16 protein-coding genes, 2 tRNA genes and 1 pseudogene are annotated in these 13,812 nt (G+C 69.0%); 9 read left to right on the plus strand and 10 right to left on the minus strand.

Features of this window, described 5'->3' with window-relative positions; translation table 11 throughout:
• Position 1 precedes the first annotated feature (1 nt).
• Positions 2 to 1,114: a pyruvate dehydrogenase (acetyl-transferring) E1 component subunit alpha gene (gene pdhA / locus ACFQY2_RS15635; RefSeq protein WP_378746929.1), complete on the minus strand. Its 1,113-nt coding sequence runs from the start codon at positions 1,112 to 1,114 to the stop codon at positions 2 to 4.
• Between the two features lie 167 nt (positions 1,115 to 1,281).
• Between pdhA and ACFQY2_RS15640 the strand changes: the two genes are divergently transcribed.
• A complete protein-coding gene (locus ACFQY2_RS15640; RefSeq protein WP_378746931.1) occupies positions 1,282 to 1,755 on the plus strand; it encodes an Lrp/AsnC family transcriptional regulator in 474 nt (157 codons plus the stop codon).
• Here ACFQY2_RS15640 and ACFQY2_RS15645 read toward each other — a convergent pair.
• A complete protein-coding gene (locus tag ACFQY2_RS15645) occupies positions 1,727 to 2,629 on the minus strand; it encodes an alpha/beta fold hydrolase (RefSeq protein WP_378746932.1) in 903 nt (300 codons plus the stop codon). The genes ACFQY2_RS15640 and ACFQY2_RS15645 overlap by 29 nt on opposite strands.
• Positions 2,630 to 2,694: 65 nt before the next feature.
• Here ACFQY2_RS15645 and ACFQY2_RS15650 point away from each other — a divergent pair, with 65 nt between their 5' ends.
• Complete coding sequence (locus tag ACFQY2_RS15650; RefSeq protein ID WP_378746934.1) at positions 2,695 to 2,958, plus strand: hypothetical protein; 264 nt, start codon at positions 2,695 to 2,697, stop codon at positions 2,956 to 2,958.
• 8 nt (positions 2,959 to 2,966) lie between these two features.
• Here ACFQY2_RS15650 and ACFQY2_RS15655 read toward each other — a convergent pair.
• Positions 2,967 to 3,038 (minus strand) — tRNA-Arg (locus ACFQY2_RS15655).
• A gap of 47 nt (positions 3,039 to 3,085) precedes the next feature.
• Here ACFQY2_RS15655 and orn point away from each other — a divergent pair.
• The 6 genes and pseudogenes from orn (at position 3,086) to ACFQY2_RS15685 (ending at position 5,509) form a co-directional block, all read left to right on the plus strand.
• Positions 3,086 to 3,712: an oligoribonuclease gene (gene orn, locus ACFQY2_RS15660; RefSeq protein WP_378746935.1), complete on the plus strand. Its 627-nt coding sequence runs from the start codon at positions 3,086 to 3,088 to the stop codon at positions 3,710 to 3,712.
• A gap of 36 nt (positions 3,713 to 3,748) precedes the next feature.
• Positions 3,749 to 3,821 (plus strand) — tRNA-His (locus ACFQY2_RS15665).
• Between the two features lie 85 nt (positions 3,822 to 3,906).
• Positions 3,907 to 4,299 (plus strand): annotated as a pseudogene (locus tag ACFQY2_RS15670) (GNAT family N-acetyltransferase); the annotation flags it as partial.
• A gap of 114 nt (positions 4,300 to 4,413) precedes the next feature.
• The gene (locus ACFQY2_RS15675) at positions 4,414 to 4,758 is read left to right on the plus strand and encodes a metallopeptidase family protein (protein WP_378747056.1); all 345 of its coding nucleotides are present in this window, start codon (positions 4,414 to 4,416) and stop codon (positions 4,756 to 4,758) included.
• The gene (gene clpS / locus ACFQY2_RS15680; protein ID WP_378746936.1) at positions 4,755 to 5,045 is read left to right on the plus strand and encodes an ATP-dependent Clp protease adapter ClpS; all 291 of its coding nucleotides are present in this window, start codon (positions 4,755 to 4,757) and stop codon (positions 5,043 to 5,045) included. Before ACFQY2_RS15675 ends, clpS begins: the two co-directional genes overlap by 4 nt.
• Complete coding sequence (locus ACFQY2_RS15685) at positions 5,042 to 5,509, plus strand: DUF2017 family protein (RefSeq protein WP_378746938.1); 468 nt, start codon at positions 5,042 to 5,044, stop codon at positions 5,507 to 5,509. Before clpS ends, ACFQY2_RS15685 begins: the two co-directional genes overlap by 4 nt.
• Positions 5,510 to 5,521: 12 nt before the next feature.
• On the opposite strand, the gene ACFQY2_RS15690 is transcribed toward ACFQY2_RS15685, so the two are convergent.
• Genes ACFQY2_RS15690 through ACFQY2_RS15720 form a run of 7 tightly spaced genes read right to left on the minus strand, consistent with a single transcriptional unit; the run spans position 5,522 to position 11,870 of the window.
• Positions 5,522 to 6,103, minus strand: coding sequence for a hypothetical protein (locus ACFQY2_RS15690; RefSeq protein ID WP_378746939.1), 582 nt, complete (start codon positions 6,101 to 6,103; stop codon positions 5,522 to 5,524).
• Positions 6,087 to 6,407 (minus strand): hypothetical protein, encoded by a 321-nt coding sequence (locus ACFQY2_RS15695; protein ID WP_378746940.1) that lies wholly within the window; start codon positions 6,405 to 6,407, stop codon positions 6,087 to 6,089. The genes ACFQY2_RS15690 and ACFQY2_RS15695 overlap by 17 nt, the downstream gene beginning before the upstream one ends.
• Positions 6,408 to 6,445: 38 nt before the next feature.
• On the minus strand, positions 6,446 to 7,702 hold the full coding sequence (gene dinB, locus ACFQY2_RS15700; protein WP_378746941.1) for a DNA polymerase IV: 1,257 nt from the start codon (positions 7,700 to 7,702) through the stop codon (positions 6,446 to 6,448).
• A gap of 37 nt (positions 7,703 to 7,739) precedes the next feature.
• The gene (gatB, locus tag ACFQY2_RS15705) at positions 7,740 to 9,251 is read right to left on the minus strand and encodes an Asp-tRNA(Asn)/Glu-tRNA(Gln) amidotransferase subunit GatB (RefSeq protein ID WP_378746943.1); all 1,512 of its coding nucleotides are present in this window, start codon (positions 9,249 to 9,251) and stop codon (positions 7,740 to 7,742) included.
• Complete coding sequence (gene gatA, locus ACFQY2_RS15710; RefSeq protein WP_378746944.1) at positions 9,251 to 10,804, minus strand: Asp-tRNA(Asn)/Glu-tRNA(Gln) amidotransferase subunit GatA; 1,554 nt, start codon at positions 10,802 to 10,804, stop codon at positions 9,251 to 9,253. The genes gatB and gatA overlap by 1 nt, the downstream gene beginning before the upstream one ends.
• Entirely contained in the window at positions 10,801 to 11,100 is a 300-nt protein-coding gene (gene gatC, locus ACFQY2_RS15715; protein WP_378746945.1) for an Asp-tRNA(Asn)/Glu-tRNA(Gln) amidotransferase subunit GatC, read from the minus strand. Before gatC ends, gatA begins: the two co-directional genes overlap by 4 nt.
• A gap of 26 nt (positions 11,101 to 11,126) precedes the next feature.
• Entirely contained in the window at positions 11,127 to 11,870 is a 744-nt protein-coding gene (locus tag ACFQY2_RS15720; protein ID WP_378746947.1) for an MBL fold metallo-hydrolase, read from the minus strand.
• 167 nt (positions 11,871 to 12,037) lie between these two features.
• Between ACFQY2_RS15720 and ACFQY2_RS15725 the strand changes: the two genes are divergently transcribed.
• Positions 12,038 to 13,738, plus strand: coding sequence for a long-chain-fatty-acid--CoA ligase (locus tag ACFQY2_RS15725; RefSeq protein WP_378746948.1), 1,701 nt, complete (start codon positions 12,038 to 12,040; stop codon positions 13,736 to 13,738).
• Positions 13,739 to 13,812: the final 74 nt, after the last annotated feature.

Consider the following 13,812-nt stretch of genomic DNA (forward strand, 5'->3'; position numbering starts at 1 on the left):
CTCAGGCCTCCGCGAAGGTCGCGAGGTAGGCGGCGTACTCGTCGCGCTCGCGCTCGAGTCCGGAGTGCGGTTCGGCGTACACCCGATCGAAGACGGCCATCGCGGGCCGGGTCGTCATGCCGAGGCAGGCGGCGCGCATCTCGCGCGCCATCTCGTCGGCCTGCTCCTGCACCGACGCGAGGTGGTCCTCGGTCAGCTCCCCGGCCGCGCGCAGGTGGGCCTCCAGCCGTGCGATCGGGTCGCGGCGACGCCACCGCTCGAGCTCCTCCTCGGACCGATACCGCTTGGGGTCGTCGGCGGTGGTGTGCGGACCCATCCGGTAGGTGACGGCCTCGAGGTACGCCGGTCCGTTCCCGGAACGCGCGTGATCCAGCGCCCAGCGCATGGCAGCGACGCAGGCGAGCACGTCGTTGCCGTCCACGCGCATGCTCGGGATGCCGAAGCCGGGCGCGCGCCCCGCCAGCGGGAACTGCGACTGCAGCCCGACCGGCTCGGAGATGGCCCAATGGTTGTTCTGGCAGACGAACACGACCGGTGCGCGGTACGAGGCCGCGAACACCATCGCCTCGTTCACGTCGCCCTGGCTGGTGGCGCCGTCGCCGAAGTAGGTGACGGCGACCTCGTCGGCATCCTCGAATCGGATGCCCATGGCGTACCCCACCGCGTGGAGGGTCTGGGCGCCGATGATGATCTGCAGCGGTGCGATGCGCAGTTCCGCGGGATCGTACGCAGCACCCTCTTCGCCGCGCCACATGCGGACGTAGTCCGCCGGCTTCGCGCCGCGGCTGTACATCACGCCGGTCTCCCGGTAGCTGGGGAAGACGAAATCACCGTCGCCGAGAGCTCGCCCCGTGCCGATCTGAGCGGCCTCCTGGCCGTTGCAGGGGGCCCAGAGACCCAGCTGCCCCTGGCGCTGCAGCGCGATCCCCTCGGCGTCGATGCGGCGCAGCACCACCATGTCGCGGTGCAGGTCGCGCAGCGCCTGGAAATCGACGTCCTGCACATACCGGTCGAGCTGGGGATTCGGCATCCGCGTGCCGTCCGGCGCGATGATGCGCTCAGTGAGTTCGAGATCGTTCTCCGTGTCGATGATCGGAGTGTTCTGCGGTGACATCGGCGTCCTCCTGACGTGGCGGCCCTTGTGGGGTGTGCACGGCTCTCCCGACGGCTCCGTCGGTGTCTCCGAGCGTACGTCGACCTGACACCTCGCTCAACCATCCCTGGCGATATTGAGCATGTTGCGAACTTCCCGTCGAACCGACCCTGATATCGTGTGGCACTATGCCCGCACTTGACCGTGTCGATCTCGAACTGCTCGTCGCCCTCTCGGAGGATCCGCGCACGACGGTGGTCGCGCTCGCGGAACGGTTGCGACTGTCGCGCAACACCATCCAAGCCCGCATGGCCCGGCTGGAGCAGACGGGCGTCTTCGAGTCCTATGAGAGGTCGTACTCGACCGAGGTCCTCGGCTTCCCGCTGCAGGCGTTCATCAGCATCGGCGTGCGCCAGACCGAACTTCCCCGGATCATCGCCGAACTGTCACGCGTTCCCGAGATCGTGCAGGCTCACGGCCTGAGCGGCTCCATCGACGTGCTCGCCCGTGTGGCGTGCCGCGACGCGCGTCACCTGTTCGACACCGACGCGCGCATCCTGTCGATCGACGGCGTCGAGCGCACCGAGACGTCGTTGGCGATGGGAGAGGTCATCCCGTTCCGCGTCGCCGGACTCATCGGCCTCGCGCGACGGGAAGCGTGAGGAAGCGGCAGATCGCACCGGCCGCTTCTGCGGGTGTCTCGTAGTGGATCAGGTGCCCGACATCGGCGATCTCGACGAGCAGCGCATCCGGGAACATCGTCGCCAGGCGCCGTTCGGCTTCGATGGGGGTGATGTCGTCGCGCTGCGCGGCGATGAGCAGCGTCGGGATGTCGATGACGCCGGCGAACGCGCGCACGTCGTGGGAGACGCTCGTCACGAAGGCGTCATGCAGCACGTCCCTGTCTGCGAAGCGCGAGAAGTAGGTGTCGTGCTGATGATGGATGAAACGCCGGAGCGCCGGATCCCGGGTCTTCGCCATGGCGATGCTCATCACCCGGACGATCAGCGGATTGCGCAGCAGCAGGGTTCCGACGCGCTCGGGAAGGCGGGCGCCGAGCCAGTAGTACAGCACGGCGAGGCGCGTCAGGAGCCCTTTGGGCCCCTCCAGCGCGGGAGCGCCGATGGGATTGATGAGGATCAGCCGAGGTGTGCTCAGGCCGCCCGCGACGGCGGCTGAGGAGACGATCGACCCGAACGAGTGGCCGAGGATCACCGCGCCGGGCGCGACGGCGCGGGCGAATTCCGCCAGCCAGCCCGCGTAGAGCGCGAGGTCGTGCTCGCGCCCGGGGATGGGAGCCGTCTCGCCGAAGCCCGGCAGGTCGGGCGAGATGACGCGCACCCCCGGCAGGTAGGCGATGACCGGCTCGAGGCCATGGTGTTCACCACGGAAGCCGTGCACGGCGACCACCGTCGGGGTCTCGTCGCCCTCCGGTCCGTACACCCAGTACGCCGTCGTGGAGCCCAGCACCTCGACCTCGCGTCGCAGCACGGGAATGCTCCCGAGTCGGGCGGCGTAAGGAGAGTGCGCGGGCATGCGCCGAGTCTACGGGACGCGATGTCGGTGGCCGTCCTTATGTTCGAAGGAGGAAAGGAGCAGACATGCACACTTCTTCGGGAACCCTCCCCTCGATCCTGTGGGAGACCCCTTCGCTGCACTCGCGCGACGAGCACCTGGAGCGCGCCGGAGACCATCTCTGGCGCGTCGTCGACACGCGGGGCGCCATCCGCGGCCACCTGCGCGTCGTGGCCGATCCGCTCGGCATCCGCTATCGCGCCGAGCGTCTGCACCTGGCGTCGGGGGTATTCCGTCTCGTCGGTGAGTTCTGGGATGCCGATGACGCCGTCGCCGCACTGCGGTTCTGAGCGGTCGGTGCCCCCTGCAGGATTCGAACCTGCGACCAACGGATTAGAAAGCCGATGCTCTTCCTCTGAGCTAAGGAGGCGGGATCCCCCTAGATTACCGTGTCCGTCCCGTCGATAGGATCGACCCATGGTTTCTGCGTCTGAGAATGATCGACTCGTCTGGATCGACTGCGAGATGACGGGCCTCGATCTCGCGATCGACGAGCTCGTCGAGATAGCGGTGGTCGTCACCGACTTCGAGCTGCGGCCCCTCGACGCGGGATTCCAGATCGTGATCAAGCCGAGCGACGCGGCTCTGTCCAACATGGGCGAGTTCGTCACCGACATGCATCGCACGTCCGGTCTGCTGGAGGAGATCCCCCACGGCGTCAGCCTCGCCGAGGCCGAGGAGAAGACGCTCGAGTACATCAGGCGTTTCGTCCCACTCGAGCGCAAGGCCCCGCTCGCAGGCAACACCATCGGCACCGATCGGATGTTCCTCGCGAAGTACATGCAGCGGGTCGACCAGTACCTGCACTACCGCAACGTCGACGTCTCCAGCGTCAAGGAACTGTCGCGCCGGTGGTACCCGCGGGTGTTCTTCCAGGCTCCGGAGAAGCACGGCGGACACCGCGCCCTCGCCGACATCCTGGAGTCGATCCGCGAACTGCAGTACTACCGTGGCGCCGTGTTCGTCGCCGAGCCCGGCCCCACCTCCGAGGAGGCTCGCGAGGTCTCTGCACGCACCGTGTCAGAGTTCGCCTCGAACATGTAATAGACTCGAAGAGTTGTCCGCTCCGGCGGACGCATGGTGGGTATAGCTCAGCTGGTAGAGCACCGCGTTGTGGTCGCGGGGGTCGCGGGTTCAAGCCCCGTTACTCACCCCGGATGGAAGCCCCGGACTCCCCGAGAGTCCGGGGCTTCTGCGTATCGGCGCCGCGCGCCGCGACACCTGGATAGCATCGATGCATGTCCTCGTACGTGCGTCCCGCAGCCGACAGCGACCTGGACGCGCTCGCCGGCATCGAGACCGCCGCGGATTCGCTGTTCGACCCCGTCTTCGGCGCCACGGGGTGGGATCCCGCCGCTTCCGGTGGCGACCTTCAGAGGGCAGGGGGGTTCATCCTCGTGGCCGCCGAACAGGACCAGGGTCCTGCAGTCGGATTCGTGCACGTGCTGGAGGTCGAGCACGCCGCCCACATCGAGCAGCTCTCGGTGCATCCGATGCACACCAGACGCGGTCACGGCACGGCGCTGCTCGAGGCTGCGATCGACGAGGCCGCCGAACGCGGGGCGACCGTGGTCACCCTGCGGACGTATGCGGACGTTCCCTGGAACGCCCCGTTCTACGCCGCAGCAGGCTTTGAGGAGCAACCCATCCCGGAGGACGACTTCCACCGCCGGCTGTCCGCCGCCGAAGCGGAGCTCGATCTCGCGCGCCACGGTCGACGCGTGCACATGGAGCTCCGTCTGGGCATGGAGCTGGACGCGGAGGCCTTCGAAGCGCTGGTGATCGACGAGCTCGACCGGCTGCCCGATGACATGGTGGACGGCCTGGAGAACGTCGTCTTCGTCGTCGAGGACGCTCCGGAGAACGGCGAGGAGCTGTTCGGAGTCTACGAGGGCTTCGCGCTGACCGAGCGCGGACAGTACGGATTGGGTGAGCTTCCCGACCGAATCGTCATTTACCGGCAGGCCCACCTCGCAGCCTGCCGCGACGAAGCCGAGCTGCGCGCCGAGATCCACACCACCCTGGTGCACGAGATCGCCCACTTCTACGGCATCGACGACGCGCAGCTGCACGAGTTGGGGTGGGCATGAGCAACCCCGCCTCCACCCCCGTCATCGACGAGCAGCTCACCTCGGCACCGCTGCTGCCTTGGGAGCTGGTCGTCTGGGATGACCCGGTGAATCTGATGAGCTACGTCGCGCGCGTGTTCCGCACGTACTTCGGGTATCCCGAGGAGAAGGCCACCCGCCTCATGCTGGCCGTGCACAACGACGGCCACGCCGTCGTCGCCACCGGCCCGCGGGAGACCATGGAGATGCACGCGCAGGCCATGCATGGCTTCGGCCTGTGGGCGACCGTGCGGAAGGCGCCCCAGTGAGCGTGCTGCGCATGCCTCTGGCACCGCTCGAGGGCCGTCACCTGCTCGCCGTCGTCGACGAGTACATCCTGCTGCTCGACGGCCCGAGGGACGACGACGAGGCTCTCGCGCGGCTGTCGCCGACGGCCTATCCGGACGACCCGGAGGCTGCGGACGAGTTCCGGCGGAGTACGCGCGACGAGGGCTTCGACCAACGCCGTGCGGATGCGCTGGAGGTGCGCACGGGCCTCGAACGCTTCGAGGGCGAGCGGGATGACGGGACGGCGGTGCTGGAGGTCAGCACCGCCGTGCTGGACGCGTGGCTGCGCACGCTGACCGGCATCCGACTTGTGCTCGCGTCCCGCCTCGGCGTCGATCGGACGGATGCGCATGACCCCGAGGATGTGCGATTCGGCACGTACGACTGGCTGGGCTACCGTCTCGAGGTCCTCATTCAGCTCGCCGATCAGCATGACGCCCGCTGACGTCTCCGGACGCTAGGGCGTGCGGACCGAGATTCCTGCGATCTCCTGGGGAGCGTGACGCGCGATGTGCGCGTCCTCCTGAGCCGCCCACATGCTCCAGTTCGCCCGGAAGCCCTCCCCGTCCCGCTCGAGGGCGCGCGCCCGTCGAGAGGCAGGGGGACCGTCCACCCAGACGGTGACATCGGCCAGCCGTGCGGATGTCGGCGTCAGCGCCCCGCATCCTTCGACGATGAGCCCGAGAGCGGGATCGACGGCGTGCGCCTCGGCCTGTTCACCATTCTCCCAGTCCCAGCGCCGCCAGATTCCCAGCCGTCCGCGCGCGTGCGGCGCGAGGATCGTCTCGCGGGCGATGTCCGCACCGCGTTCCAGCCCGTCCCAGCCCGGATAGAGCGAGTCGAGCGCGACGAGCTGGACGGGTGTGCGCAGCGGCCACTCCCGCGTGACGCGTGCGGCCAGGCTGCTCTTGCCCGCGCCGCTGCGGCCGTCGATGACCACCACCGGGTTCGACGCGGCCAGCGCGACGACGCCGGCACGGATACGGACGGTCGCCTCGGTGAGCGCCGCGTCGAACGGATCGTTATCTCTTGAGTGCACGGATGACGCGGCTCAGCGCTCGACCGGCGACCCACACGAACGGAATCGCGACGGCGAGAAGCGCCACAGGATTGGGTTCGAAGCGCAGGCCCTCCTCACGCCGCACGTACACGCCGAGAGGAATGGAGACCCCGCCGCCACCGCCTGCGCCGCTGTCGTCCTGGCCGGAGCCGCCTCCGAAGCCGGCCCAGGTCAGCGCGACCGGTGTGATGTTCACGCCGTCGACGTCCTGGGGCTCACCATAGGAGCTCTTCACGCCGAAGGAGGCGACCTGCTTACCCAATTCGAGTGCGATGTGCGGCATCCCCCCACGCTAGTGCAGGCTGACGCGCCGCGCGACGCTCACTCGCGCCCGAACGGGCGGGGTGCGTCCGTGGTCCCGCGGCCGCCGTGGCGGCCCAGGTGTCGCGCGCGTGTGATCGTCCCGGCACCGAACCGCTCTCTGGCATCGTCCAGCGCGCCCTCCAGGCGCCGCTGCTCCTCGTCGTCGTCCCACAGCGCCAGCGCACCCGCGCCGGTCGGCTGCAGCTTCTCCGCCCGAACGCCGACCAATCGCACCGGGTCGCGGCGTTCGATCTGATCGAACAGAGCCACCGCGGTCTCGCCGATCCGCTGGCCGACCTCGGTCGGCTCGGCCAGGGAGGTGGTGCGGCTGACGGTGCTGAAGTCGGCGAACCGGATCTTCACGGCGACAGCCCCCGCCTGCCACTGAGCGGCGCGCAGACGAGCGCCGACCCGGTCGGCGAGTCGCAGCAGTTCGGAGCGCAGCAGCGGTGCATCCAGGATGTCGCGCTCGAAGGTCTCCTCGTGTCCGATGCTCTTCTCGATCCGCTCGGTCTCCACGGCACGCGCATCCTCGCCGCGAGCGAGCTGCTGGATGCGCTGCGCGAGAGCGGGCCCGACCGCACGCGCCAGGGCTTCCCGCGGTGACTCCCGGACATCGCGGATCAGCCGGATTCCCCGGCGCTCCAGCGCTTCCGCGGCCTTCGGACCCACACCCCAGATGGATCCCACCGGTCGGGGGTCGAGGAACTCCTGCGTCCGCGCTGCCGGCACGATCAGCATCCCGTCGGGCTTGGAGATGGTGGATGCCATCTTCGCGACATGCTTGGTCGCCGCGACACCGACGCTGCAGGTGATCCCCACCTCCTGGAGCACGCGGCGACGCAGCAGCACCGCGATCTCTCCGGGGCTCCCCCACAGGCGCCGCACTCCGCGCACGTCGAGGAACGCCTCATCGATCGAGAGCTGCTCCACGAGCGGGGTGACGCTGTGGAAGACCTCCATCACGGCGTCGGACGCCGCGCGGTACCGCGTGAAGTCCGGGGCGACGATCCGTGCGCTCGGGCACAGCCGCAGCGCCTGCGACACGGGCATGGCGCTGCGCACGCCGAAGCGCCGCGCCTCGTAGGAAGCACTCGAGACGACCGACCGGCCGTCGGGAGCTCCGATGATCAGAGGCAGGCCGCGCAGGGAGGGATCGTGGAGGATCTCCACGGACGCGTAGAACGCATCCATGTCGACGTGCAGGATTCCGGTGCCGGTGTCGTCGGCGCCGGCACGAGACACAAGGCGTCCCGATCCGTCTCCACGTCCCATCCCTCCATTGTCGCGGAGGCCACGGACATCCGGGCGACTAGCCGGCCGCGCGCTCCAGGATCAGCTCCCGCACGCGGGCAGCATCCGCCTGGCCCTTCATCGCCTTCATGACGGCGCCGATGATGGCGCCGGCAGCCTGGACCTTGCCGTCCTTGATCTTGGCGAGCACGTCCGGCTGAGAAGCCAGCGCGTCGTCGATGGCGGCGATCAGCGCCCCGTCGTCCGACACCACCGCGAGACCGCGGGTGTCCACGACCTGCTGAGGGGTGCCCTCCCCCGCGATGACGCCTTCGAGCACCTGCCTGGCGAGCTTGTCGGTCAGCGTGCCGGCATCCACCAGCTGCTGCAGCGCGGCGACGTTCTCCGGGCTGATGAGCTCGGTGGATTCACGCTCTGCGGCGTTCGCGAGGCGCGAGATCTCACCGGTCCACCACTTGCGCGCCGCAGCGGGAGTCGCCCCCGCCGCGACTGTCGCCTCGACGACCTCGACCAGACCGCCGTTGCGGACGTCCTGGTACTCGAGGTCCGTGAACCCCCACTCCGCCTTCAGACGGCGACGACGGGCCACCGGCTGCTCGGGAAGAGCCGCGCGCAGCTCCTCCACCAGCTCGGGGGACGGCTGCACCGGCAGCAGGTCCGGTTCCGGGAAGTAGCGGTAGTCGTCGGCATCCGACTTGGGCCGCCCCGGAGAGGTGGTGCCGGTGTCCTCGTGCCAGTGACGGGTCTCCTGGGTGATCGTGCCGCCGTCGGCGAGGATCTGAGCCTGACGCTGGATCTCGTACCGCACGGCGCGCTCGACCGAGCGCATCGAGTTGACGTTCTTCGTCTCCGTGCGCGTTCCCAGCTTCGTCTCACCGCGCGGACGCAGCGAGACGTTGGCGTCGCAGCGCAGGTTGCCGCGCTCCAGGCGGGCCTCGGAGATGCCCAGTGAGCGGGCGATGTCGCGGATGGCGGCGATGTACGCCTTGGCGTACTCGGGCGCACGGTGCTCGGCCCCGATGATCACCTTCGTGACGATCTCCACCAGCGGCACGCCGGCCCGGTTGTAGTCCACCAGGGAGTACTCGGCTCCCTGGATGCGTCCGGTCGAGCCCATGTGCGTGAGCTTGCCGGCGTCCTCCTCCATGTGGGCGCGCTCGATCGGGATGGAGACCAGCGTGCCGTCCTCGAGCTCGATCTCGACGGCTCCCTCGAACGCGATCGGCTCGTCGTACTGGGAGATCTGGTAGTTCTTGCCGAGGTCGGGGTAGAAGTAGTTCTTCCTGGCGAAGCGGCTGGATTCGGCGATGGAGCAGCCGAGGGCGAGTCCCAGGCTGATTGCGGAGCGCACGGCGGTCTCGTTGACGACCGGGAGCGAGCCCGGAAGTCCGAGGTCGACCGGGGCGATCAGAGTGTTCGGGTCGGCGGCGTGGAACTCCTCGTTGGCCGGGTTCGGGGCGGCGGAGAACATCTTGGTGCGCGTGTTCAGCTCGACGTGCACCTCGAATCCGAGCACCGGCTCGAACAGCTCGAGCGCCTTGTCGTAGTCCATGAGCTTGGCGGTGGCCATCAGCGTGTTCCTCCCCTGGGTCCCTGTGCGTCGACGGGCTCAGCAGCCGCTCGAAGGGCGGGTGCCTTCTCGAGCAGGGGTGCGCCCCATGAATCCAGCAGCGCGGCCTCCGCCGCGGCGCCGACGCGGTACAGACGGGCGTCCTCGCGGGCGGGGGCGAGGAACTGGATGCCGACGGGCAGCCCGTCCTCGGCCGCCAGACCCGAGGGGATCGAGATCCCCGGGACACCGGCGAGGTTCGCCGGGATCGTGGTGAGGTCGTTCAGGTACATCTGCAGCGGGTCGTCGATCTTCTCGCCGATCCGGAACGCCGTGGTCGGCGCCGACGGCGTCGCGATGACGTCGACCTGCGCGAACGCCGCGTCGAAGTCGCGCTGGATGAGCGTGCGGACCTTCTGGGCGCTGCCGTAGTAGGCGTCGTAGTAGCCGGCCGACAGCGCGTAGGTGCCAAGGATGATGCGCCGCTTGACCTCCGGGCCGAAACCGACCTCGCGGGTGAGGGACATCACATCCTCGACCGTTCCGCCGCCTTCAGGGGTGACGCGCAGGCCGAACCGCACGGAGTCGAACTTGGCGAGGTTGCTGGACGCCTCGGCGGGAAGGATCAGGTAGTACGCGGCGACGCCGTACTCGAAGTGCGGTGCGGAGATCTCGACGATCTCCGCCCCCTGCTCCTCCAGGAGTGCGAGTGCGCTGCGGAAGGACGCCGCGACACCGGTCTGGAAGCCCGAGTCGGGCAGTTCCTTGACCACGCCGACCTTCAAACCCTTGAGGACCTGACCGGATGCCCCTTCCCGGGCGGCCTCGGCGAAGGAGGGCCACTCGTCCGGCAGCGACGTGGAGTCCTCAGGGTCGTGCCCGCCGATCACGTCGTGCAGCAGGGCGGCATCGAGCACGGTGCGCGCCACCGGTCCGACCTGGTCGAGGCTGGACGCCAGCGCGATGGACCCGTAGCGGCTGACTCCGCCATAGGTCGGCTTGATGCCCACGGTGCCCGTGACGTGCGCAGGCTGGCGGATGGAGCCACCGGTATCGGATCCGAGTGCGAGCGGCGCCTCGAAAGCGGCCACGGCCGCGGCCGAGCCGCCGCCGGAGCCGCCGGGGATGCGGTCCAGGTCCCACGGGTTGCGGGTGGGGCCGTATGCGGAGTGCTCCGTGGACGAGCCCATCGCGAACTCGTCCATGTTGGTCTTGCCGAGCGGGACGAGGCCGGCTGCGCGGGAGCGCGCGACCACCGTCGCGTCGTACGGCGACATGTAGCCCTCGAGGATCTTCGAGCCGCTCGTGGAGGGCTGATCCGTGGTGACGAGGACGTCCTTGATCGCGAGGGGCACTCCGGCGATGGGCCCCAGCTGCTCGCCGGCGGCGCGACGCGCGTCGATGTCGGCGGCGGCGGCGATTGCGTGCTCGTTGACGTGCAGGAACGCGTGCACGTCGCCGTCGACCGCGGCGATGCGGTCGAGGTGCGCCTGAGTGGCCTCGACGCTCGAGAGCTCCCCCGTGCTCAGCTTCTCGCCGAGCTCGGCGGCGGACAGCCGGATGATCTCGCTCACTGCTCTTCTCCCAGGATCGCGGTCACGCGGAAGCGCCCGTCTGCGGCATCCGGGGCGTTCTGCAGCACCTGCTCGTGCGTGAGCGTCTGCCCGACCTCGTCGGGGCGGAAGACGTTGGTCAGCGCGATGGGGTGACTGGTGGCCGGGACATCGGGCGTCGCCACCTCCGACACCTTCGCGATGTTGTCGACGATGGCATCGAGCTGACCGGTGAGCTGAGTCACCTCATCGTCGGAGAGCTGGATGCGCGCGAGCACGCCGAGATGCCGTACGAGTTCAGGGGTGATTTCAGACACCACCCCAGTCTACGAGAGTGCGTCCGTCATCCCGGTCCGGTGAGGTGATCGAAGTCGCCCCTGGCCCATCCGGCGTGCCTGGCCGCGGACGCGCGGACGGCAGCCCGCGCCTGTCGGCGGATGCTGTGGCCGAAGTTGTCGTAGATCCGGTCGAACGCGTACTGCTCCAGATGGCGGGCGATGCGCTCCGCAACGGCGGCGGAGAGCGGGATGCGGTTCGGGAACGACCTCATGAACGACAGCGTGGCACCATCCGGATTCACGAAGACGGTGTCCCCCGACAGCAGCACACCGCTCCCGTCGGCGCCGACCCAATGCACCACCACGCTCCCCGGGAAATGCCCGCCGGGCTGCGAGGCGACGACTCCGGGCACCAGCTCGATCCGACCATCCCAGAACCGCACCCGGTCGGGCTGCGCTCCCAGCCACTGTCTGTCGGCGGAGGAGAGGAAGACCTCCGCGTCGAACTCGCGCGCCCACATCGACTGCAGGCCGTACATGTGCGGGTGGGAGGCGATGACCGCACGCAGCGGTCCGAGTGCCCGCACCGCGGTCACCGCCTCGTCCGTGATGGCGGCGGGTGGCTCCGTCAGGCCGGGTTCGGGCTCGATGACCGAGATCCGGCCCGTGAAGTCCATCGGGTCGACCCAGTGCTGTCTGCGGTCTTCCGCGAGGTACTGCCGCTCGTCCACGCAGATCGGACACAGGGCGGGCAGGTCTCCCGCGTCGTATTCGACCCCGCACATCCGGCATTGCCGCACGATCGCCATCTCTCCTCCTTCATTCGACCTTCATCGTCGAACGTCCTGTGCGCGATCGACAACCCCAGGATGCGCTGCCGGCGAAGATCCGGGCGCGGGGCTTCTTACCCGCCGTCGAGATCCGGGCGCCGAGATCCGGGCGCCGAGATCCGGGCGCCGACGAATAAGCTGGCGGCGTGACGACGTTCGTACCGCCTCGCCCCTGGATCGCCAGCTACGCCGAGGGCGTGCCCGAGGATCTGCCGCCGGTATCCGGTTCGCTGGTCGACATCGTGGCGGCATCCGCACGCGATCACCCCGACGCGGTGGCCCTGCAGTTCTTCGGACGCGAGACCACCTACCGCGAGCTCCAGGATGCCATCGACCGTGCGGCGGCAGGCCTGCGCGATCTGGGTGTGAAGGCGGGTGACCCGGTCGCGATCGTGCTGCCGAACTGCCCGCAGCACATCATCGCGTTCTACGCCGTGCTCCGTCTCGGCGCCGTGGTCGTCGAGCACAACCCGCTCTACACCGCGCGGGAGCTGCGCAAGCAGTTCGAGGATCACGGCGCCGTCCACGCGATCGTGTGGAGCAAGGTCGTCGAGACCGTGCAGGACTTCCCCGACGACCTCGCCGTCACCAGCATCGTCTCCGTCGACTTGACCAGGGCCATGCCGTGGCTGACCCGGCTCGCGCTGAGGCTGCCGATCGCCAAGGCTCGCGCCTCCCGCGACGCGCTGACCACCAGGGTGCGGGGAGCGATCGGCTGGGACTCGCTCGTCGCATCCGCTCCCCTGCCCTCCTCGGCACCCAGCCCTCAGACCGACGACCTGGCGATCATCCAGTACACCTCCGGCACCACCGGCATCCCGAAGGGCGCCGCGCTGACGCACCGCAACCTGCTGGCGAACGCGGCGCAGGCGCAGGCCTGGGTGCCGTCCATCACTCGCGGCGACGGCTGCGTCGTGTATGCCGTGCTCCCGATGTTCCACGCCTACGGCCTGACGCTGTGCCTGACTTTCGCCATGTCCATGGGTGCGCGGCTGGTGCTGTTCCCGAAGTTCGACCCGGATCTCGTCCTGGAGGTCACCAAGAAGCACCCCGCGACCTTCCTGCCACTGGTTCCCCCCATCGCCGAGCGCCTGCTGGCGTCGGCGAGGGCGAAGGGCATCTCGCTGGCGGGCACCGAGGTCGCCATCTCCGGCGCGATGGCGCTCTCCCATGATCTCGTCGTTCCCTTCGAAGAGGCGTCGGGCGGTTTCCTCGTCGAGGGTTACGGCCTGAGCGAGTGCTCGCCCGTGCTGATGGCCAACCCCGTCGCGGACAACCGCGTCGCGGGCACCGTCGGTCTGCCCCTGCCCGGCACCGAATGCCGGGTGGTCGACCCGGAAGATCCGACCAGCGACGTTCCCGCCGGAACCCCGGGCGAGTTGATCGTGCGCGGGCCTCAGGTGTTCTCCGGCTATTACGGCAAACCCGAGGCCACGGAGGCGGTCTTCGTGGACGGCTGGTTCCGCACCGGCGACATCGTCACGATCGACGAGGCGGGTTTCGTGCGCATCGTGGACCGGATCAAGGAACTCATCATCACCGGCGGTTTCAACGTCGCCCCCACCGAGGTGGAGGTGGCGCTGCGGCAGCATCCGGACGTCGTCGACGCCGCCGTCGTCGGTCTGCCCAGCAGCCACTCGGGCGAGGAGGTCGTCGCCGCCATCGTCGTCGCCGAGGGCGAGGACGTGGATGTGGAGGCGATCCGCGAGTTCGTGCGCGGCATCCTCACTCCCTACAAGGTCCCGCGGCGCATCTTCATCGTCGACGAACTGCCCACCTCGCTGATCGGCAAGGTGCTGCGCCGTCAGGTCAAGGAGAAGCTCATCGCACTGAGCGGCGGACAGTGACCGGAGCCCGGCGAGCGGCCTCTCAGGTGGACGCGCTACGATCGGGAAGTGATTGCTGACGATACCGCCGCTGC

Source organism: Microbacterium sp. GCM10027623, from assembly GCF_042666935.1.
Classification (GTDB): Bacteria; Actinomycetota; Actinomycetes; order Actinomycetales; family Microbacteriaceae; genus Microbacterium.

What these genes read in the sequence shown, in the direction of transcription:
- pdhA (WP_378746929.1), bottom strand. Translation starts at nt 1,114, where the DNA reads ATGTCACCGCAGAACACTCCGATCATCGACACGGAGAACGATCTCGAA.
- ACFQY2_RS15640 (WP_378746931.1), top strand. Translation starts at nt 1,282, where the DNA reads ATGCCCGCACTTGACCGTGTCGATCTCGAACTGCTCGTCGCCCTCTCG.
- ACFQY2_RS15645 (WP_378746932.1), bottom strand. Translation starts at nt 2,629, where the DNA reads ATGCCCGCGCACTCTCCTTACGCCGCCCGACTCGGGAGCATTCCCGTG.
- ACFQY2_RS15650 (WP_378746934.1), top strand. Translation starts at nt 2,695, where the DNA reads ATGCACACTTCTTCGGGAACCCTCCCCTCGATCCTGTGGGAGACCCCT.
- orn (WP_378746935.1), top strand. Translation starts at nt 3,086, where the DNA reads ATGGTTTCTGCGTCTGAGAATGATCGACTCGTCTGGATCGACTGCGAG.
- ACFQY2_RS15675 (WP_378747056.1), top strand. Translation starts at nt 4,414, where the DNA reads ATGGAGCTGGACGCGGAGGCCTTCGAAGCGCTGGTGATCGACGAGCTC.
- clpS (WP_378746936.1), top strand. Translation starts at nt 4,755, where the DNA reads ATGAGCAACCCCGCCTCCACCCCCGTCATCGACGAGCAGCTCACCTCG.
- ACFQY2_RS15695 (WP_378746940.1), bottom strand. Translation starts at nt 6,407, where the DNA reads ATGCCGCACATCGCACTCGAATTGGGTAAGCAGGTCGCCTCCTTCGGC.
- dinB (WP_378746941.1), bottom strand. Translation starts at nt 7,702, where the DNA reads ATGGGACGTGGAGACGGATCGGGACGCCTTGTGTCTCGTGCCGGCGCC.
- gatB (WP_378746943.1), bottom strand. Translation starts at nt 9,251, where the DNA reads ATGGCCACCGCCAAGCTCATGGACTACGACAAGGCGCTCGAGCTGTTC.
- ACFQY2_RS15720 (WP_378746947.1), bottom strand. Translation starts at nt 11,870, where the DNA reads ATGGCGATCGTGCGGCAATGCCGGATGTGCGGGGTCGAATACGACGCG.